Here is a 17360-nt window from a genome sequence, read left to right on the forward strand (position 1 = left end):
ATGTTGATGCCGCGTCGCGTCAAGCACCGCAAGCAGCACCACCCGAAGCGTCGGGGTGCCGCCAAGGGCGGTACGTCGCTGGCGTTCGGTGACTTCGGTATCCAGGCGATCGAGGGTGCTTACGTCACCAACCGCCAGATCGAGTCGGCCCGTATCGCCATGACCCGCCACATCAAGCGTGGCGGAAAGGTCTGGATCAACATCTACCCGGACCGCCCCCTCACCAAGAAGCCTGCCGAGACCCGCATGGGTTCCGGTAAGGGTTCCCCCGAGTGGTGGGTCGCCAACGTCAAGCCGGGCCGCGTCATGTTCGAGCTGTCGGGTGTGCCGGAGGACGTGGCTCGCGAGGCCATGCGTCGCGCGATCCACAAGCTGCCCATGAAGGCCCGATTCATCACGCGAGAGGCTGGTGAGTTCTGATGGCGAACGTCATCCGCGCGCACGAGCTCGACGAGCTCAACGACGTCGACCTCGAGGCCAAGCTGCGCGAGGCCAAGGAGGAGCTGTTCAACCTGCGGTTCCAGGCGGCCACTGGCCAGCTGGAGAGCCACGGCCGGCTCCGCACGGTCAAGAAGGACATCGCCCGGATCTACACCGTGGTGCGTGAGCGCGAGCTCGGCATCCGGACCGCTCCGGGTTCGGAGGAGGAGAACTGATGGCCGAGACGACCGAGAACCAGCGCAACGCGCGCAAGACCCGTGAGGGCCTGGTCGTGAGCGACAAGATGGACAAGACCGTGGTCGTGTCCGTCGAGGACCGCGTCAAGCACGCGCTGTACGGCAAGGTCATGCGGCGCAACACGCGCCTCAAGGCCCACGACGAGCAGAACGAGTGCGGCGTCGGCGACCGCGTCCTCATCATGGAGACCCGCCCGCTGTCGGCCACCAAGCGCTGGCGCGTGGTGGAGATCCTCGAGCGCGCCAAGTAATTCCGTTCGGCCAGGCTCGGCCCCCGGTGAGGGGCCGAGAACCGGCACGACAACCAGGAGAAATCGATGATTCAGCAGGAGTCGCGACTCAAGGTCGCCGACAACACCGGTGCGAAGGAGATCCTCTGCATCCGGGTGCTCGGCGGCTCCGGTCGTCGCTACGCCGGGATCGGTGACGTCATCGTCGCCACCGTCAAGGACGCCATCCCCGGCGGCAACGTCAAGAAGGGCGACGTCGTCAAGGCGGTCGTCGTGCGCACCGTCAAGGAGCGCCGTCGTCCCGACGGCTCGTACATCCGCTTCGACGAGAACGCCGCGGTGATCCTCAAGAACGACGGCGAGCCCCGCGGTACCCGCATCTTCGGCCCCGTCGGCCGTGAGCTGCGGGAGAAGAAGTTCATGAAGATCATCTCGCTCGCGCCGGAGGTGCTGTGATGGCTGCCCGCAGGAAGTCGGAGCAGGACCGCAAGCGTCCCAACCTCCACGTCAAGAAGGGCGACACCGTCAAGGTCATCGCCGGCAAGGACAAGGGCGCCGAGGGCAAGATCATCAAGGTGCTCCGTGAGGAGCAGCGGGTGATCGTCGAGGGCGTCAACCGGATCAAGAAGCACACCAAGGTCGTCGACCAGGGTGGTCGCGCCGGCAACACCGGCGGCATCATCACCACCGAGGCGCCGATCCACGTGTCCAACGTGATGCTGGTCGAGGGTGACGGCGTCACCCGCGTCGGCCACAAGCGGGTCGAGGTCACCAAGCGCCGTCCCGACGGCTCGGAGTACACCTCGACGCGCAGCGTCCGCATCTCCCGCAAGACCGGGAAGGAAATCTGATGACCGAGAGCACCATCGAGAAGGTCACGCCCCGGCTCAAGACCAAGTACCGCGAGGAGATCCTCCCGGCGCTCAAGTCCGAGTTCGAGATCGCCAACGTCATGCAGGTGCCCGGCCTCGTCAAGATCGTGGTCAACATGGGCGTCGGCGAGGCCGCGCGTGACTCGAAGCTGATCGAGGGCGCGATCCGCGACCTGACCGCGATCACCGGCCAGAAGCCGGCGGTCACCAAGGCCCGCAAGTCCATCGCGCAGTTCAAGCTGCGCGAGGGCATGCCGATCGGCACGCACGTCACGCTGCGCGGCGACCGGATGTGGGAGTTCCTGGACCGCCTGCTCACGCTGGCCCTGCCGCGTATCCGCGACTTCCGTGGTCTGTCGCCGAAGCAGTTCGACGGCCGCGGCAACTACACGTTCGGTCTGACCGAGCAGGTCATGTTCCACGAGATCGACCAGGACAAGGTCGACCGCCAGCGGGGCATGGACATCACCATCGTCACCACGGCGACCAACGACGAGCAGGGGCGCGCGCTGCTGAAGCAGCTCGGTTTCCCGTTCGCTGAGCGCTGAGTCAGCGAGGAGAGAAGACATGGCGAAGACTGCCCTCAAGGTCAAGGCCGCCCGCAAGCCCAAGTTCGCGGTGCGTGGCTACACCCGTTGCCAGCGCTGCGGCCGCCCCAAGGCCGTGTACCGCAAGTTCGGCCTGTGCCGTATCTGCCTGCGCGAGATGGCGCACCGTGGCGAGCTGCCCGGTGTCACCAAGTCGAGCTGGTAACCCACCACGTAGCAGGTCGCGCCGGCTGGGACCGGTGCGAAACCACTTCGAGAAAGAACACACATCATGACGATGACTGACCCGATCGCAGACATGCTCACGCGTCTGCGCAACGCCAACCAGGCGTACCACGACGCGGTGACCATGCCGTACAGCAAGCTGAAGGAGGGCGTGGCCGGCATCCTCAAGCAGGAGGGCTACATCACCTCCTACGAGGTCGCCGACAACGAGAACGGCGTCGGCAAGCTGCTGACGATCACCCTCAAGTACGGCCGCAACCGGGAGCGCTCGATCGCCGGCGTCCGCCGCATCAGCAAGCCCGGTCTGCGCGTGTACGCCAAGCACACCGGTCTGCCCAAGGTCCTCGGTGGCCTCGGCGTCGCGATCATCTCGACGAGCCAGGGCCTCCTGACCGACCGCCAGGCCAACCAGAAGGGCGTGGGTGGGGAAGTCCTCGCCTACGTCTGGTGACAAGGGAAGGAGAGAGAAGAACATGTCGCGCATCGGCAAGCTCCCCATCCCGGTCCCGGCTGGGGTCGACGTCCAGATCAACGGCGCAGACGTCACGGTGAAGGGCCCCAAGGGCACCCTGAGCCACACCGTCGCCGCTCCGATCACCGTGGAGAAGGGCGAGGGCGTCCTGGACGTCAAGCGTCCCGACGACGAGCGGGTCTCCCGCTCGCTCCACGGCCTGTCCCGCACCCTGATCAACAACATGGTCGTGGGTGTGACCGAGGGCTACGAGAAGAAGCTCGAGATCGTGGGCGTGGGTTACCGCGTCCTGTCGAAGGGCCCGACCCAGCTGGAGTTCCAGCTCGGTTACTCGCACCCGATCATCTTCGACGCCCCCGAGGGCATCACCTTCACGGTGGATGGCCCGACCAAGCTCGGCGTCGTCGGTATCGACAAGCAGCTGGTCGGCGAGGTCGCCGCCAACATCCGCAAGCTCCGCAAGCCCGAGCCGTACAAGGGCAAGGGTGTCCGGTACGCCGGCGAGCACGTCCGCCGCAAGGTCGGAAAGGCTGGTAAGTGACCATGGCGATCACTCTCAAGCACAAGCGGAACCTGTCCGCGCGCGCCAGCTCGCGCCTGCGCCGCCAGATCCGCGGTCGCAAGAAGATCTCCGGCACGGCCGAGCGGCCGCGCCTGGTGGTCACCCGCTCGAGCAAGCACATCACCGCCCAGGTCGTCGACGACCTGGTCGGCAAGACCCTGGCGTCGGCCTCGACCCTCGAGGGCGACCTGCGCGCCTTCGACGGCGACAAGACCGCCAAGGCCAAGAAGGTCGGCGAGCTCGTCGCCGCCCGTGCCAAGGAGCTGGGCGTGGAGTCGGTCGTCTTCGACCGCGCCGGCAACAAGTATCACGGTCGCATCGCGGCCCTGGCCGATGGCGCCCGCGAGGGCGGCCTGACCTTCTGACCGCGAACAGGACTGAGGAGAAATCATGAGCGGACCCCAGCGCGGACAGCGTTCGGGCGGCGACCGTGGCGGCCGTGGCGGCCGTGACGGCCGCGGTGCCGAGAAGAGCCAGTACGTCGAGCGCGTCGTCGCGATCAACCGCGTCGCCAAGGTCGTGAAGGGCGGTCGTCGCTTCAGCTTCACCGCCCTCGTGGTCGTCGGTGACGGCGACGGCCTGGTCGGCGTCGGCTACGGCAAGGCCAAGGAAGTTCCCGCGGCGATCGCCAAGGGTGTCGAGGAGGCGAAGAAGAACTTCTTCCGCGTCCCCCGCATCCAGGGCACGATCCCGCACCCGGTCCAGGGCGAGAAGGCTGCCGGCGTGGTGTTCCTGCGCCCGGCCGCTCCCGGTACCGGTGTCATCGCCGGTGGTCCGGTGCGCGCCGTCCTGGAGTGCGCCGGCATCCACGACGTCCTCAGCAAGTCGCTGGGCTCGTCGAACCAGATCAACATCGTGCACGCCACCGTCGAGGCGCTCCGCATGCTGGAGCAGCCCGAGTCGGTCGCCGCGCGTCGTGGTCTGCCGGTCGAGGACGTCGCCCCGGCGGCGCTGCTGAAGGCCAAGGCCGAGGGCGAGGCCGCTGCGGCCGCCGCCAGGTCGGCCGCCCCCGAGGCGGTGAACGTCTGATGGCTCAGCTCAAGGTCCAGCAGACCAAGTCGAAGATCGGCGCGAAGGCCAACCAGCGCGAGACCCTGCGCACCCTGGGCCTCAAGCGGATCGGCGACGTCGTCATCAAGGAGGACCGTCCCGAGATCCGGGGCATGGTCCACACCGTCCGTCACCTGGTGACGGTCGAGGTCGTCGGAGGCGAGTGACCATGACTCTCAAGCTGCACCACCTGCGCCCGGCCCCGGGCGCCAAGACCGCCAAGACCCGCGTGGGTCGCGGTGAGGGCTCCAAGGGCAAGACCGCGGGCCGTGGTACCAAGGGCACGAAGGCCCGTTACCAGGTCCCCGTCGCGTTCGAGGGTGGCCAGATGCCGCTGCACATGCGGCTGCCGAAGCTCAAGGGCTTCAAGAACCCCTTCAAGGTGACCTTCCAGGTCGTCAACCTCGACAAGATCAGCGCGCTGTTCCCCGAGGGCGGCGACGTCACCCCGGAGACGCTGGTCGCCAAGGGCGCCGTCCGCAAGGGCGAGCCCGTCAAGGTGCTCGGCCAGGGCGACCTGACGGTCAAGGTCGCGGTGAGCGCGCACGCGTTCTCGGCCTCGGCCAAGGAGAAGATCGAGGGCGCCGGCGGGACCGTCACGGTCCTGTGATGGCGCTGCGAGGGGCGCGTCGAACCCAGCCACAGCTGGGGTTCGCCGCGCCCCTCGTCTCGTCTCCACGGTCAGGTCGCCGTACCCCGCCAGGCTTCTGCGACCGCCCTGTTAGGCTTCCCGCTGGCCACAAGGCCAGCGATGAGAGAAGAGGACCCGAGTGCTCAGCGCGTTCGTGAACGCCTTCCGGACCCCGGACCTGCGGCGCAAGCTGCTGTTCGTCCTGTTGATCATCGTGATCTTCCGGGCCGGTTCGCAGATCCCCGCCCCGGGTGTGCACGTCTCCAACGTGGAGCGGTGCATCGACATCGTCCAGGACGGCGAGAACGCCGGGCTGTACAGCCTGGTGAACCTGTTCTCCGGCGGTGCGCTCCTGCAGCTGACTGTCTTCGCGCTCGGCATCATGCCGTACATCACCGCGAGCATCATCCTGCAGCTGCTCGTCGTCGTGATCCCGCGCCTGGAGGCCCTGAAGAAGGAGGGCCAGGCCGGGCAGACCAAGATCACGCAGTACACGCGCTACCTGACGCTGGGCCTCGCCGTGCTGCAGGCGACGGGCATCGTCGCGCTGGCACGCACCGGCAACCTGCTGCAGGGCTGTGACCGCGACCTGCTGCACGACGACAACACCGCGACCTTCCTGGTCATGGTCATCACCATGACCGCCGGCACGGCCGTGATCATGTGGCTGGGTGAGCTGATCACCGAGCGCGGCGTCGGCAACGGCATGTCGATCCTGATCTTCACCCAGGTCGTCGCGACCTTCCCGGCGGCGCTGTGGCAGGTCAAGATCACCCAGGGCTGGTGGACCTTCGGCATCGTCATCGCCATCGGTCTCGCACTGGTGGCCGCGGTCATCTTCATCGAGCAGTCGCAGCGCCGGATCCCGGTGCAGTACGCCCGCCGCATGGTCGGGCGGAAGATGTTCGGCGGCAGCTCGACCTACATCCCGCTCAAGGTGAACCAGGCCGGCATCATCCCGGTCATCTTCGCGAGCTCGCTGCTCTACCTGCCGGCCATGGCCGTGCAGTTCAACGCGAACGCCGAGTCGACCAACTGGTTCATCGACTTCCTCAACGAGTACCTCGTCGACCAGGGCAACCCGGTCCACATGGCGGCGTACTTCGCGCTCATCATCTTCTTCACCTACTTCTACGTGTCGATCACCTTCAACCCGCAAGAGGTGTCCGACAACATGAAGAAGTACGGCGGCTTCATCCCCGGGATCCGGGCAGGTAAGCCGACCCAGGACTACCTGTCCTACGTCCTCTCCCGCATCACCCTGCCGGGCTCGCTCTACCTGGGTCTGATCTCGCTCGTGCCGCTCATCGCGTTCGTGCTGATCGACGCCAACCAGAACTTCCCGTTCGGCGGAACGTCCATCCTGATCATGGTCGGCGTCGCCCTGGACACGGTGAAGCAGATCGAGAGCCAGCTCCAGCAGCGCAACTACGAAGGATTCCTGCGTTGAGGCTTCTGATCATGGGCCCCCCGGGCGCCGGCAAGGGCACCCAGGCCACCGCGGTCGCCGACCACTTCTCCATCCCCGCCATCTCGACCGGTGACATCTTCCGGGCGAACGTCAGCGGCGGCACGCCGCTCGGCATCGAGGCCAAGCGCTACATGGACGCCGGCGAGTACGTGCCGGACGAGGTCACGAACAACATGGTGCGCAGCCGGCTCGCAGAGCCGGACGCCGAGGGCGGCTTCCTGCTCGACGGCTACCCCCGCACCCTGGCCCAGGTCACCGAGCTCGACTCGATGGTCGAGGAGACCGGTCACAAGCTCGACGCCGTCCTGGTGCTGACAGTCGACCGCGAGGCGGTCGTCGAGCGGCTCCTCAAGCGCGCCGAGATCGAGGGTCGCGCCGACGACACCGAGGACGTCATCCGGCGTCGCCTCGAGGTCTACGCCGAGGAGACCGAGCCACTCATCGAGGTCTACTCGGGCCGCGGCCTGGTCGTCTCGGTCGACGGCATGGGCGACATCGCCGACGTCCAGCAGCGGATCTTCTCCGCGCTGGACGCCCTCACCACGAGCTGACCTGCCCTCGGTGCTGTTCGACCACCGGATCGAGGTCAAGACCCCCGAGCAGGTGCGCTCCATGCGCGCCGCGGGGCTCGTGGTCGGTCGCACCCTTGCGCGCCTGCGTGACGCGGTGCAGCCGGGGGTGAGCACGGCCGACCTCGACGCGCTCGCCGAGGCGAGCATCCGGGAGCAGGGCGGGGTGCCGTCCTTCCTGGGCTACGGGGTGCCCCCGTTCCCCGCCAGCATCTGCGCCTCGGTCAACGACGAGGTCGTGCACGGCATCCCCGGCCCGCGGGTGCTGCAGGAGGGCGACATCATCTCCATCGACTGCGGCGCGATCGTCGCGGACGAGGACGGCACCGGCTGGCACGGCGACGCGGCCATCACCGTTGCCGTCGGCGACGTGCCCGAGGACGTGCGGCGGCTGATGCAGGTCACCGAGGACGCCCTGTGGCGGGGTCTCGCGGCGGCGCGCGTCGGCGGACGGGTCGGCGACATCTCGCACGCCGTCGAGAGCTTCGTCCGAGCCGCCGGCGACTTCGGCATCGTCGAGGGCTACACCGGGCACGGCATCGGCACCTCGATGCACATGGAGCCCGACGTCCCGAACGAGGGGCGGCGCGGCCGTGGCCCTCGCCTGAAGCGGGGCATGGCCCTGGCGGTCGAGCCGATGGTCACCCTCGGCACGGCCGACACCGTGGTCGCGGACGACGAGTGGACCGTCATCTCCGCCGACCGGTCGTGGGCGGCGCACTACGAGCACACCTTCGCGCTCACCGACGCGGGGGTGTGGGTGCTGACCGCCGAGGACGGTGGGCAGGCCCGGCTCGAGGAGCTCGGTGCGCCGTACGGCGCGATCTGAGGTGCCCTCCGACTTGGACCTCGCCGCCCCGCATGTGACGCTGCACCACGAGCACGTCCACGGAGGAGACCGCCAGTGAGCCAGAACGACGCTCGCGAGCCGATCACCCCGGCGGCGCTGGCCGAGCGACCGCTGCTGTTCGCGTCCGGGGTGCAGGCCTACGTCGCGAGCCGCGTGGTGCGCACCTGGCAGACGCCGGACGGTGCCGACCCGGGCTGGGCGGACGAGGTCGTCGCCGGCCTCGCCCCCGGCGAGCGGGCGCTGTGCGCGCTGTCCTTCGCCGCCGGGGCCCCGGGCATCGCCCACCAGGTCGAGGGCGCCGAGCGGGCCCTGCTCCGGGTCGAGCCCGACACGACCGTCGACCGCCACTACGACGTGACCGAGTTCCCGACCCCGGCCGAGTACGCCGTCATGGTCGAGGCCGCGCTGGAGAAGATCGCCGGCGGCGACCTCCACAAGGTCGTCCTCGGCCGCTGCCTCGACGTGGTCAGCACGCCGCCGCTCGTGCCGGCCGAGATCATCGACCGGCTGCTCACGACCCGACCGGGCCGCTACGTCTTCAGCGTCCCGCTGGTGCCGGGCACCGAGGACGGCACGCCGACGGAGGGGCCGATCCTCGTCGGAGCCAGCCCCGAGCTGCTGGTCCGCCGCGACGGCCGCACCATCACCTGCACCCCGCTCGCAGGGTCGGTGCCGCGCTCCGACGACCCCGACGAGGACGCGAGGCGCGCCGCCGGCCTGCAGGCCTCCGCCAAGGACCTCGCCGAGCACGCGTTCGTCGTCGACGCGATCGTGCACGCCCTCAAGGACGTCTGCGTCGAGATCGAGCACCCGGCGACGCCGGAGCTGCTCTCGACCGACACCGTGTGGCACCTCGCGACCCCGATCCGCGCCCGCCTCGCCGGTGACGACCACGGACTGAGCGCGCTGCGCCTGGCCCAGCTGCTGCACCCGACGCCCGCCGTCGGCGGCGTCCCCACCGCCGCCGCCAACGCGGTCATCGCCGACCTCGAGGGCGACCTGCGCGACTTCTTCGCCGGCTGCGTCGGCTGGGTCGACGGCAACGGCGACGGCGAGTTCGCCGTCACCATCCGCGCCGCGGTGATCGACGGGCCGAAGCTGCGGCTGTTCGCCGGCGCGGGCATCGTCGCCGGCTCGGACCCGGCGCTCGAGGTGCGCGAGACCGGCGCGAAGCTCGCCACGATGGCGCGCGTCACCGGCTTCGCCCCGCCCGGGGAGCCGGCTTCCTGACACGTCCGGCGGGCGGTCGCCTTGGTCGGGGCCGGTCCGTCTGTCACCATGGAGGCAGCCAAGGGGAGTAGTCCTCCGCTGCGGGCTCGTCAGTACGAGCGGTCGTCGTGCCGCTCCGGACCCGCAGGTTGTCCATCCGGACAGCGGACGAGACCTCGGTCGACCATTGACCGACCCCTGGAAGGACCTCGTCCCGTGGACGTGACCACCCTCGAATGGACCATCACCATCGCGGCGACCGTCGCCGTGCTCCTCTTCGACGTCGCCGTCATCGCGCGCAACCCGCACGAGCCGACGATGCGCGAGTGCGCGATCGCGCTGACCTTCTACATCGGCGCGGCGCTCGCCTTCGGCGCGTGGACCTGGCTGGGCCACGGCCAGGAGTACGGGCTGCAGTTCTACACCGGCTGGCTCACCGAGTACTCGCTCTCGATCGACAACCTCTTCGTCTTCCTGCTGCTGATGGCAGCGCTGAAGGTGCCGCGCCAGTTCCAGCAGCAGGCGCTGATGGTCGGCATCGTGCTCGCCCTGCTCTTCCGCGCAGTGTTCATCGCCCTGGGCTACGCGCTGATCGAGAACTTCAGCTGGGTCTTCTACGTCTTCGGTGCCTTCCTGGTCTGGACGGCGGTCAAGCTGGCCCGGTCCCGGCGCACCCACGAGGAGGAGCACCCCGAGGACAACGCGATCGTCGCTTTCACCCGCAGCCACCTCCGCGTCGGCGAGCGGTACGACGGCCTGCGGCTCTGGTACCGCGAGAACGGCGTCCGGTTCGTCTCCCCGATGGTGGTCGTCATCGTGGCGCTGGGTGCGACCGACATCCTCTTCGCGCTCGACTCGATCCCCGCCATCTTCGGCGTCACCCGCGAGCCCTACCTGGTCTTCACCGCCAACGTCTTCGCGCTGATGGGCCTGCGCCAGCTCTACTTCCTGCTCGGTGGGCTGCTGCAGAAGCTGGTCTACCTCTCGCTCGGCCTGGCCGTCATCCTCGCCTTCATCGGCGTCAAGCTGGTGCTGCACGCACTGCACGAGAACGAGCTCTCCTTCGTCAACGGTGGTGAGCCGCTCCACGTGCCCGAGGTCCCGTCGTTGCTCAGCCTCGGCGTCATCGTCGTGACCCTCGTCGTGACCGCCGTCGCCAGCCTGTGGCGGGCGCGACGGCAGGAGGAGCGGGAAGGGGCGAAGAACCGTTTCGACGGCGCCTCCATCGGTTAGGGTTCCCGCGTCAGCGGCTCCCGACCGAAGGATGATCAGTGGACCGTCTCCAGGTGCAGTGGGCGGGGACCACCCGGACCTTCGACGGGCCCAGCGTGGTGGTCGGCCGGGAGCATGACTGCGACGTCACCGTCGCCGACGCCCGGGCCTCGCGCCACCACGCGACGGTCCAGCTCGAGGACGGCACCTGGGTGGTCGTCGACTCCAGCAGCAACGGCACCTTCGTCGCCGGGCAGCGGATCACCCGGCTCCCGCTGACCGGCGGACCCGTCAGCATCCACCTCGGTGGCCCGGCCGGTGAGCCGGTGGTGCTGACCGTGCTGGTCGGCCAGTCCGGCGGGGGAGGCGTGGCCGCGCCGCCGCCGTACCAGCAGCCGGCACCGCAGTCCTCGCGCCCGCTGCCGCAGGGCACCCCGCAGGTCGGGACGCCCTCGCCGCAGGCCCCCCAGCAGCCGCAGGCCCAGCCGGCGGACGGTGGCGAGTTCTGGAAGAACCTGCCTCCGCCGCAGCTGCCGGCGAGCGGCGCCCCCGCCGACGCGTGGCGCCCGGCCGGCGTGCTCCCGCCGGGCCAGCTCCCGCACGGCCACTCCGTCGTGCTGCCCCAGCAGCTGCAGGCGGGCCGCTCACTGGGCATCGGTCGCGACCACGCCAACGACATCGTGCTCGACGACCCGCTGGTCAGCCGTCGCCACGCCCGGCTCGACCCGCCGACGGGGCAGACCCTCGCGGTGCTGCACGACCTCGGCTCGTTCAACGGCACCTTCGTCAACGGCCACCGCGTCCAGGGCGCCGTGCAGCTGCCGGTCGGCTCCGAGGTCATCTTCGGCAACCAGACCTTCCGGTGGGACGGCCAGCAGCTCATCGCGTCCGCGACCGCGCACGAGCTCACCCTGTACGCCGACGGCCTGACCCAGGTCGTCGCCGGCGGCAAGCGGCTGATCGAGAACATCTCGTTCAAGCTCGAACCGAAGAGCCTCACCGCGGTCATCGGCCCCTCGGGTGCCGGCAAGTCGACCCTGCTCGGGGCCCTCACCGGCCTGCGCCCGGCCAGCCACGGCCGGGTGATCTGGCAGGGCCACGACCTCTACCAGCACTACGACCAGCTGCGCTTCCAGATCGGCCTGGTGCCGCAGCAGGACATCCTGCACCCGCAGCTGAAGGTGCGGCAGGGCCTGCGCTACGCCGCCCAGCTGCGCCTGCCCCCGGACACCACCGCGCAGGAGTGGGACGCGCGGGTGAACCACGTCGCGCACCAGCTGCAGCTGGTGCAGCGGATGGACAACCGGATCGGCACCCAGCTCTCCGGCGGCCAGCGCAAGCGCGTGTCGATCGCGACCGAGCTGCTCACCGCGCCGCCGCTGCTCTTCCTCGACGAGCCGACCTCGGGCCTCGACCCGGGCCTGGACCTGGAGGTGATGAAGCAGCTGCGCTCGCTCGCCGACGACGGCCGCGTCGTCATGGTCGTCACCCACTCGGTGCTCGCCCTCGACGTCTGCGACAACGTCATGGTGCTCGCCCCCGGCGGACGGATCGCCTACTTCGGCCCGCCGGACGGCGTGCTCGCCCACTTCGGGGCGAGCAACTACCCCGAGGTCTTCGACCTGCTCGACGAACCGGACCTGTGGCAGCGGATCCCCGCGCCGCGGCAGGCCGTCGACACCTCCTCGCTGCAGCGGCACCACCAGGCCGCCGTACCCGCGCCACCGCGGCAGTCGGTCGCGCGCCAGCTCAGCACGCTGGTCAAGCGCAACCTCGCCGTCGTCCTCGCCGACCGGCTGCTGCTCGGGATGCTGCTCGTGCTGCCGCTGGTCCTCGGCGGACTGAGCCGCCTCGTGCCCGGCAGCAACGGCCTCTCGCTCGACGTGTCGCGCAAGGAGCGCACCCTGCCCGACGGCGGGGTCGTGGAGTCCTTCGCCACGGGCGAGGCGTCCCAGCGCCTGATCGTGCTCATCGTCGCCGCCTGCCTGATGGGCACCGCGCTGGCGATCCGAGAGCTGGTGGGGGAGCGGCCGATCTTCAAGCGGGAGTACGCCGTCGGCCTCTCGCCCGGCGTGTACTTCACCAGCAAGGTCATGGTCCTCGGCTCTGCCGCCTTCCTGCAGGGCCTGGTCGTCACCTTCCTCGCCACCGTCGGGCTGCCCGGTGCGGACGGCGAGCTCGGCACGATCCGGGTCGGTTTCGCGATCGCCGCGCTGTCGTTCACGATGGTCGTCATCGGCCTCGCCCTGTCGGCCCTGGTCACCAGCACCGAGCAGACCATGCCCGCGCTCGTCGGCCTGGTGATGCTGCAGCTCGTGCTCTCCGGCGCCCTCTTCGAGATCGCCGGCCGCCCGATCCTCGAGCAGGTCGCCTGGCTCTCCCCGTCCCGCTGGGGCTACGCCGCGGCTGCGTCCGCGATGGACCTGGTCCGCGAGACCGAGGGCACCGACAAGGAGGACTGGATCGCCCTCGGCGGCGCCGCGCACTACGTGATGGACCTGCTCGTCCTCGCCCTGCTGTGCCTGGTGTCGTACGTCGTCGGCCTCCTGCTCGTCCGCCGCAGCGCCACCGCCGACGACTGAGGCCGGCCGGCTCTGGTGCCGGGCTCGGGGTGCGGGGGCTCGGTCCGCGGGTCGTTCGGGCCGGCTCGGTCCGCTGTAACACGTTGATCGCGGCTCTCCCCGTCCGCTGACCGCGTCCGAGGGGCGCTGGGTGGGGCTGGAACAGCAGTGGAGGGGCTGCCAGGTCGGCAGACCACGTGTTGCATGGCCGGTGGGCGGCCCGAGGCCGTTCGGGCGGGGCTCGGGCCGGGCTCGGCCCGGGCTCGGGCGGGGCTCGGTCCGCTGTAACACGTTGATCGCGGCTCTACCCGCCCGCTGACCGCGCCCGAGAGGCGCTGGGTGGGGCTGGAACAGCAGTGGCGGGGCTGCCAGGTCGGCGAACCACGTGTTGCAGCGGCCATGCGGCTGCCAGGTCGGCAGACCACGTGTTACACGAGCCGTCGGGCTGCCAGGTCGGCAGACCACGTGTTGCAGCGCGCGCCCGAGGCAGGCCGACCGACCCCACGCGGCGGGAATGTTCGAGCCCCCACCAGCCTTGGGTCGACGATGCCTGATCTCGCGCTCTCCGTCCTCGACCTCGTCCCCGTCCGCAGCGACCAGACCACCGGCGACGCCGTCGCCGCGTCGGTCGAGCTCGCCCGCACCGCCGACCGACTGGGCTACCGCCGCTTCTGGGTGGCCGAGCACCACAACATGCCGGCCGTCGCGGCGACCAACCCGCCGGTGCTGATCGGCCTCTTCGCGAGCGCGACCGAGCGGATCCGGGTCGGCTCGGGCGGCGTCATGCTGCCGAACCACGCGCCCCTGGTCGTCGCCGAGCAGTTCGCGCTGCTCGAGGCGGCGTTCCCCGGCCGGATCGACCTCGGCATCGGCCGCGCGCCGGGCAGCGACCCGGTCACCAGCTGGGCGCTGCGCCACGGCGCCGGGGGAGTGGAGGACGACGCCGTCGCCCGCTTCCCGGAGTACGTCGACAACGTGCTCGCGATGATGGAGCCGGCCGGCGTCGGCCTGGCCCTGCGCAACGGCCAGCACGTGCTCAAGGCCACGCCCGTCGCGCGGTCGGTGCCCGAGGTGTGGCTGCTCGGCTCCTCCGACTACTCCGCCCGGCTGGCCGCCGCCAAGGGCCTGCCCTACGTCTTTGCGCACCACTTCTCCGGCTCCGGGACCGCCGAGGCCCTGCAGCTCTACCGCTCGACCTTCCAGCCCTCGCCGGAGGGCGACGCCCCGCGCACGTTCCTCACGGTCAACGCCTCGGTGGCCGACACCGCCGAGGAGGCACACCGCCAGGCGCTGCCGCAGCTGCTGCAGATGCTCGCGCTGCGCACCGGCCAGCCGCTCGTCGCGCAGCGCACGATCGAGGACGCCGAGACGATCGTCGAGGCCGGCCTGCCCGAGGCGCACCAGTCGCTCGTCGACGCGATGCGGCGCACGTGGGTCATCGGCGACGCCGAGTCGGCCCGCAAGGAGATCGCGGACCTCGCGGCGTCGTACGGCGTCGACGAGGTGATGGTCAACCCGGTCGGTGGTGCCACCTCCGGCACCGACCCGCGCACCGCCCCCGCCCGGGTGCGGACCCTGGAGCTGCTCGCCGGCTGAGCCGCCTCCAGCCGCCCCCAGCCGGCCTCAGCCGGCCTCAGTCGGCCAGGCGGAGGTACCCGACGAGCAACCGGCGCAGGTGGGCCAGCGCGGCGTCGTGGTCGCGCGGTGCGTCCTCCCTGCCGTCGACCAGGGCCTGTGCGGTCCGCACGACGATCCCGTCGATGGTGTCGGCGACCAGGCGCGGGTGCGGCTCGCCGTGGTCGACGAGGGCCGCGACCAGGGGCTGGTGCAGCTCGGCGTGGAAGGCTGCGACCGGTTCCCGCAGCACGCTGGGCTCCACCACCTTGCGCAGCGCGGTGGCGACGGCCTGCTCGGAGCTGGTGAACAGCTCGAGGTTGGCGCAGACGTAGGCCCACACCCGCTCACCCGGGCCGTCGGCCGCCTCCATCCGGTCGCGGACCTGCTGCGCCCACGCCGGGAAGACGTCCGCGACGACCGCCGCGAGCAGGTCGTCGGGGGAGGAGAAGTACTGGTAGACGCTCGACCGCGCCAGGCCCGCCCGCTCGGCGGTCGCGGCCAGGGTCGGTGCCCTCCCGGTCTCGCCGAGGATGGCCCGGGCGCCGTCGAGCAGCGCCCGCAGCTGCTGCTCGCGGTGGGCAGCCACCGTGGGGGCGTTGATCCGCGGCACCGGCCACCTCCTCCTGCGACTCCTGCGACTCCTGCGACTGCTGGGCTCCCGCGACGTCCCGGTCAGGCCGGCGAGTCGGCCGCGGCCCCGAGCCTGCCGTCGATCATCTCGTACACCCGGTCGCAGTGGTGGAGCACGTCGCGGTCGTGGGTGACCATCACCGTCACCACCCCGTGGGCCCGGGTCTCGCGGGCGAGCAGTCCGACGACGTCCTGGCTGCGCTGGCGGTCCAGGGCAGCGGTCGGCTCGTCGACCAGCAGCAGTGCCGGGCGGGTGACCAGCGCGCGGGCGATGCCGACGCGCTGGCGCTCGCCACCGGAGAGCTGGTGCGGACGGCGTCCGGCCTTGTGGTCCATGCCGACCTCGGCGAGCAGCTCGCGCGGGTCGCGCGGGTCCTCGACCTTGCCGAAGGTGAGCGGCAGCCTCAGCTGGTCGAGCGCCGTGAGCGCAGGCACGAGGTTGCCGGTCTGGAAGACGAAGCCGACGTTGCGGCGGCGGAACGAGGTCAGCTCGCGCCGGGACAGCCCGGTCAGCTCCGTGCCGCCGACGCGGACGCTGCCGCTGGTCGGCGGGGTCAGGCCACCGGCGACCGCGAGGAGGCTGGACTTGCCGGCGCCGGACGGGCCCACGACGGCCACGATCTCGCCGGGCTCGACGGTGAGGGTGACGTGGTCGAGGGCGGTGACGGTCTCGTCGCCGTCGCCGTGGACGAGGAGGGCGTCCTCGAGGTGCAGGCTCTGCTCGGTCATCGGTTCTCCCCCAGGGCGGTCAGCGGGTTGACGCGGACGATCCGCAGCACGGACACGACGGCGCCCACGACGCCGAGGATGAGCAGCGCGGCGGTCGCGCCGGCGATCGGGCCGGCGTCGAGTGCGAAGGGCATCGGGGTCGACGAGATCGCCGCACCGGCGCCCACGCCGATGCCGACGCCGACCGCGGCCGAGACGACCAGCAGGATCACGGCCTGCGCGATGCTGTCGCGCAGCAGGTAGCCGGTCGAGGCGCCCATCGCGCGCATCACCGAGATCTCCTGGCGCCGCTGAACGGTCATGACGCTGAAGAACGCGCCGACGACCAGGGCCGAGATGGCGTAGAGGAAGGCCTGGATGAGGCTGAGCGTCGACGTCTCGGCCTTGTAGCCCGGCGAGGCGTCGTACGACTCCTCGACGGTCATCGAGGTGGTGCCGGCCGCCTTGTCGCCGGCGGCGAGGTCCACGTCCGTGCCGCGTACGGCGACCGCGGTGATCTCGTCGTACACGCGCGGTGCGACCTGGTCGCCATCGCGCACGCCGGCGTTGACCTCCTGCCAGGTCCTCAGCGGCAGGTAGCCGATGTCGACGTGGCCGAAGGTGTGCTGGTCCTCCAGCAGCCCGACGACCCGCAGCTCGGTGCCGTTCGGCTCGAGCACGACCACGTCGCCCACGGCCACGCCCTCGTCGGCGGCGGTGGCGCTCAGCACGACCTCGTCCGGGGCGCCGCTCAGGGCCTCGCCCTCGGCGACCTCGGGGGAGAGGAACCCGTCGACCTCGACGCCGAACAGGGCCAGGTCGATCTCCACCCCGCGGTCGGTGCGGCCGTTGACCAGCGCGTTGCCGAACGGGCTGGCGTCCTCGACGTTGGGCTGCTCGGCCCACGTCGCGACGGCCTCGGTGGAGACCGTGCTGCGGGAGAAGGCCGAGTCCTTGGCGACGTCGTCCTGGAAGGCGAACGACGTGGCCGGGATCCGCTGCAGGCCGGACACGCCGTCGCGGACCAGGCCGACGGAGAGGCCGCTCAGCAGGACCATCAGCACGGCGATCAGTGCGATCACCGAGCCCATCAGGACGAAGCGACCGCGCGCGAACGCGATCTCACGGAGGGCGAGGAACACGGGCGGTCAGCTCCCGGAAGTTGTCGACGGCATGTCGACAAAGATAGCAACGCGGCGTCGGGAAACCACGCCCGGCGAGTGCGAAGTGGCTCACCCCCGGGCCGGAGTGCGAGGCTGCGGCTCG

At 70.5% G+C, this 17360-nt stretch carries 23 protein-coding genes; 20 read left to right on the plus strand and 3 right to left on the minus strand.

Translation table 11 applies throughout. The features are described 5' to 3' along the window. The 20 genes from rplP (at nucleotide 1) to NOCJ54_RS0116455 (ending at nucleotide 14735) form a co-directional block, all read left to right on the plus strand. Nucleotides 1-420, plus strand: coding sequence for a 50S ribosomal protein L16 (rplP, locus tag NOCJ54_RS0116360; RefSeq protein WP_028656350.1), 420 nt, complete (start codon nucleotides 1-3; stop codon nucleotides 418-420). Next, nucleotides 420-656 (plus strand): 50S ribosomal protein L29, encoded by a 237-nt coding sequence (gene rpmC / locus NOCJ54_RS0116365; RefSeq protein WP_028656351.1) that lies wholly within the window; start codon nucleotides 420-422, stop codon nucleotides 654-656. The genes rplP and rpmC overlap by 1 nt, the downstream gene beginning before the upstream one ends. Then, entirely contained in the window at nucleotides 656-928 is a 273-nt protein-coding gene (gene rpsQ, locus NOCJ54_RS0116370) for a 30S ribosomal protein S17 (protein ID WP_028656352.1), read from the plus strand. The genes rpmC and rpsQ overlap by 1 nt, the downstream gene beginning before the upstream one ends. Nucleotides 929-994: 66 nt before the next feature. Then, nucleotides 995-1363: a 50S ribosomal protein L14 gene (rplN, locus tag NOCJ54_RS0116375; RefSeq protein WP_011757324.1), complete on the plus strand. Its 369-nt coding sequence runs from the start codon at nucleotides 995-997 to the stop codon at nucleotides 1361-1363. Next, the gene (rplX, locus tag NOCJ54_RS0116380; RefSeq protein ID WP_028656353.1) at nucleotides 1363-1758 is read left to right on the plus strand and encodes a 50S ribosomal protein L24; all 396 of its coding nucleotides are present in this window, start codon (nucleotides 1363-1365) and stop codon (nucleotides 1756-1758) included. Before rplN ends, rplX begins: the two co-directional genes overlap by 1 nt. Beyond that, on the plus strand, nucleotides 1758-2327 hold the full coding sequence (gene rplE / locus NOCJ54_RS0116385; RefSeq protein ID WP_028656354.1) for a 50S ribosomal protein L5: 570 nt from the start codon (nucleotides 1758-1760) through the stop codon (nucleotides 2325-2327). The genes rplX and rplE overlap by 1 nt, the downstream gene beginning before the upstream one ends. Nucleotides 2328-2346: 19 nt before the next feature. Further along, entirely contained in the window at nucleotides 2347-2532 is a 186-nt protein-coding gene (locus NOCJ54_RS0116390) for a type Z 30S ribosomal protein S14 (protein ID WP_011757321.1), read from the plus strand. A gap of 66 nt (nucleotides 2533-2598) precedes the next feature. Then, nucleotides 2599-3003, plus strand: a complete 405-nt coding sequence (gene rpsH / locus NOCJ54_RS0116395) for a 30S ribosomal protein S8 (protein WP_028656355.1) — start codon at nucleotides 2599-2601, stop codon at nucleotides 3001-3003. A 22-nt stretch (nucleotides 3004-3025) separates the two neighbouring features. Beyond that, nucleotides 3026-3565, plus strand: a complete 540-nt coding sequence (gene rplF, locus NOCJ54_RS0116400) for a 50S ribosomal protein L6 (protein ID WP_028656356.1) — start codon at nucleotides 3026-3028, stop codon at nucleotides 3563-3565. Between the two features lie 2 nt (nucleotides 3566-3567). Beyond that, nucleotides 3568-3951 (plus strand): 50S ribosomal protein L18, encoded by a 384-nt coding sequence (gene rplR / locus NOCJ54_RS0116405; RefSeq protein WP_028656357.1) that lies wholly within the window; start codon nucleotides 3568-3570, stop codon nucleotides 3949-3951. Nucleotides 3952-3976: 25 nt separating this feature from the next. Further along, nucleotides 3977-4615 (plus strand): 30S ribosomal protein S5, encoded by a 639-nt coding sequence (gene rpsE, locus NOCJ54_RS0116410; RefSeq protein WP_028656358.1) that lies wholly within the window; start codon nucleotides 3977-3979, stop codon nucleotides 4613-4615. Next, on the plus strand, nucleotides 4615-4803 hold the full coding sequence (gene rpmD, locus NOCJ54_RS0116415; protein WP_028656359.1) for a 50S ribosomal protein L30: 189 nt from the start codon (nucleotides 4615-4617) through the stop codon (nucleotides 4801-4803). The genes rpsE and rpmD overlap by 1 nt, the downstream gene beginning before the upstream one ends. A 2-nt stretch (nucleotides 4804-4805) precedes the next feature. Beyond that, nucleotides 4806-5246, plus strand: coding sequence for a 50S ribosomal protein L15 (gene rplO, locus NOCJ54_RS0116420; RefSeq protein ID WP_028656360.1), 441 nt, complete (start codon nucleotides 4806-4808; stop codon nucleotides 5244-5246). A 160-nt stretch (nucleotides 5247-5406) separates the two neighbouring features. After that, the gene (gene secY, locus NOCJ54_RS0116425) at nucleotides 5407-6717 is read left to right on the plus strand and encodes a preprotein translocase subunit SecY (protein ID WP_028656361.1); all 1311 of its coding nucleotides are present in this window, start codon (nucleotides 5407-5409) and stop codon (nucleotides 6715-6717) included. Continuing rightward, complete coding sequence (locus NOCJ54_RS0116430; protein WP_028656362.1) at nucleotides 6714-7289, plus strand: adenylate kinase; 576 nt, start codon at nucleotides 6714-6716, stop codon at nucleotides 7287-7289. The genes secY and NOCJ54_RS0116430 overlap by 4 nt, the downstream gene beginning before the upstream one ends. A 10-nt stretch (nucleotides 7290-7299) precedes the next feature. Further along, on the plus strand, nucleotides 7300-8136 hold the full coding sequence (gene map / locus NOCJ54_RS0116435; RefSeq protein ID WP_028656363.1) for a type I methionyl aminopeptidase: 837 nt from the start codon (nucleotides 7300-7302) through the stop codon (nucleotides 8134-8136). A gap of 75 nt (nucleotides 8137-8211) precedes the next feature. Next, nucleotides 8212-9387 (plus strand): isochorismate synthase, encoded by a 1176-nt coding sequence (locus tag NOCJ54_RS26375; protein WP_051485961.1) that lies wholly within the window; start codon nucleotides 8212-8214, stop codon nucleotides 9385-9387. Nucleotides 9388-9582: 195 nt separating this feature from the next. Then, nucleotides 9583-10599: a TerC family protein gene (locus tag NOCJ54_RS26380; protein ID WP_051485962.1), complete on the plus strand. Its 1017-nt coding sequence runs from the start codon at nucleotides 9583-9585 to the stop codon at nucleotides 10597-10599. A gap of 38 nt (nucleotides 10600-10637) precedes the next feature. After that, nucleotides 10638-13160, plus strand: a complete 2523-nt coding sequence (locus NOCJ54_RS26385) for an FHA domain-containing protein (RefSeq protein ID WP_036518347.1) — start codon at nucleotides 10638-10640, stop codon at nucleotides 13158-13160. A gap of 525 nt (nucleotides 13161-13685) precedes the next feature. Then, entirely contained in the window at nucleotides 13686-14735 is a 1050-nt protein-coding gene (locus tag NOCJ54_RS0116455) for an LLM class flavin-dependent oxidoreductase (protein ID WP_028656364.1), read from the plus strand. 37 nt (nucleotides 14736-14772) lie between these two features. On the opposite strand, the gene NOCJ54_RS0116460 is transcribed toward NOCJ54_RS0116455, so the two are convergent. The 3 genes from NOCJ54_RS0116460 to NOCJ54_RS0116470 form a co-directional block, all read right to left on the minus strand. Next, a complete protein-coding gene (locus NOCJ54_RS0116460; protein WP_028656365.1) occupies nucleotides 14773-15366 on the minus strand; it encodes a TetR/AcrR family transcriptional regulator in 594 nt (197 codons plus the stop codon). 62 nt (nucleotides 15367-15428) lie between these two features. After that, nucleotides 15429-16115 (minus strand): ABC transporter ATP-binding protein, encoded by a 687-nt coding sequence (locus tag NOCJ54_RS0116465; protein WP_028656366.1) that lies wholly within the window; start codon nucleotides 16113-16115, stop codon nucleotides 15429-15431. Continuing rightward, on the minus strand, nucleotides 16112-17236 hold the full coding sequence (locus tag NOCJ54_RS0116470; RefSeq protein WP_028656367.1) for an ABC transporter permease: 1125 nt from the start codon (nucleotides 17234-17236) through the stop codon (nucleotides 16112-16114). Before NOCJ54_RS0116470 ends, NOCJ54_RS0116465 begins: the two co-directional genes overlap by 4 nt. Between the last annotated feature and the right edge of the window lie 124 nt (nucleotides 17237-17360).

The organism is Nocardioides sp. J54 (genome assembly GCF_000519005.1).
Lineage (GTDB): Bacteria > Actinomycetota > Actinomycetes > Propionibacteriales > Nocardioidaceae > Nocardioides.

What these genes read in the sequence shown, in the direction of transcription:
- rplO (WP_028656360.1), top strand. Translation starts at nt 4,806, where the DNA reads ATGACTCTCAAGCTGCACCACCTGCGCCCGGCCCCGGGCGCCAAGACC.
- NOCJ54_RS0116465 (WP_028656366.1), bottom strand. Translation starts at nt 16,115, where the DNA reads ATGACCGAGCAGAGCCTGCACCTCGAGGACGCCCTCCTCGTCCACGGC.
- rplR (WP_028656357.1), top strand. Translation starts at nt 3,568, where the DNA reads ATGGCGATCACTCTCAAGCACAAGCGGAACCTGTCCGCGCGCGCCAGC.
- NOCJ54_RS0116390 (WP_011757321.1), top strand. Translation starts at nt 2,347, where the DNA reads ATGGCGAAGACTGCCCTCAAGGTCAAGGCCGCCCGCAAGCCCAAGTTC.
- rpsQ (WP_028656352.1), top strand. Translation starts at nt 656, where the DNA reads ATGGCCGAGACGACCGAGAACCAGCGCAACGCGCGCAAGACCCGTGAG.
- rplE (WP_028656354.1), top strand. Translation starts at nt 1,758, where the DNA reads ATGACCGAGAGCACCATCGAGAAGGTCACGCCCCGGCTCAAGACCAAG.
- rplX (WP_028656353.1), top strand. Translation starts at nt 1,363, where the DNA reads ATGGCTGCCCGCAGGAAGTCGGAGCAGGACCGCAAGCGTCCCAACCTC.
- rpsE (WP_028656358.1), top strand. Translation starts at nt 3,977, where the DNA reads ATGAGCGGACCCCAGCGCGGACAGCGTTCGGGCGGCGACCGTGGCGGC.
- rplP (WP_028656350.1), top strand. Translation starts at nt 1, where the DNA reads ATGTTGATGCCGCGTCGCGTCAAGCACCGCAAGCAGCACCACCCGAAG.
- rpmD (WP_028656359.1), top strand. Translation starts at nt 4,615, where the DNA reads ATGGCTCAGCTCAAGGTCCAGCAGACCAAGTCGAAGATCGGCGCGAAG.
- NOCJ54_RS0116455 (WP_028656364.1), top strand. Translation starts at nt 13,686, where the DNA reads ATGCCTGATCTCGCGCTCTCCGTCCTCGACCTCGTCCCCGTCCGCAGC.
- rpsH (WP_028656355.1), top strand. Translation starts at nt 2,599, where the DNA reads ATGACGATGACTGACCCGATCGCAGACATGCTCACGCGTCTGCGCAAC.
- rplF (WP_028656356.1), top strand. Translation starts at nt 3,026, where the DNA reads ATGTCGCGCATCGGCAAGCTCCCCATCCCGGTCCCGGCTGGGGTCGAC.
- rplN (WP_011757324.1), top strand. Translation starts at nt 995, where the DNA reads ATGATTCAGCAGGAGTCGCGACTCAAGGTCGCCGACAACACCGGTGCG.
- rpmC (WP_028656351.1), top strand. Translation starts at nt 420, where the DNA reads ATGGCGAACGTCATCCGCGCGCACGAGCTCGACGAGCTCAACGACGTC.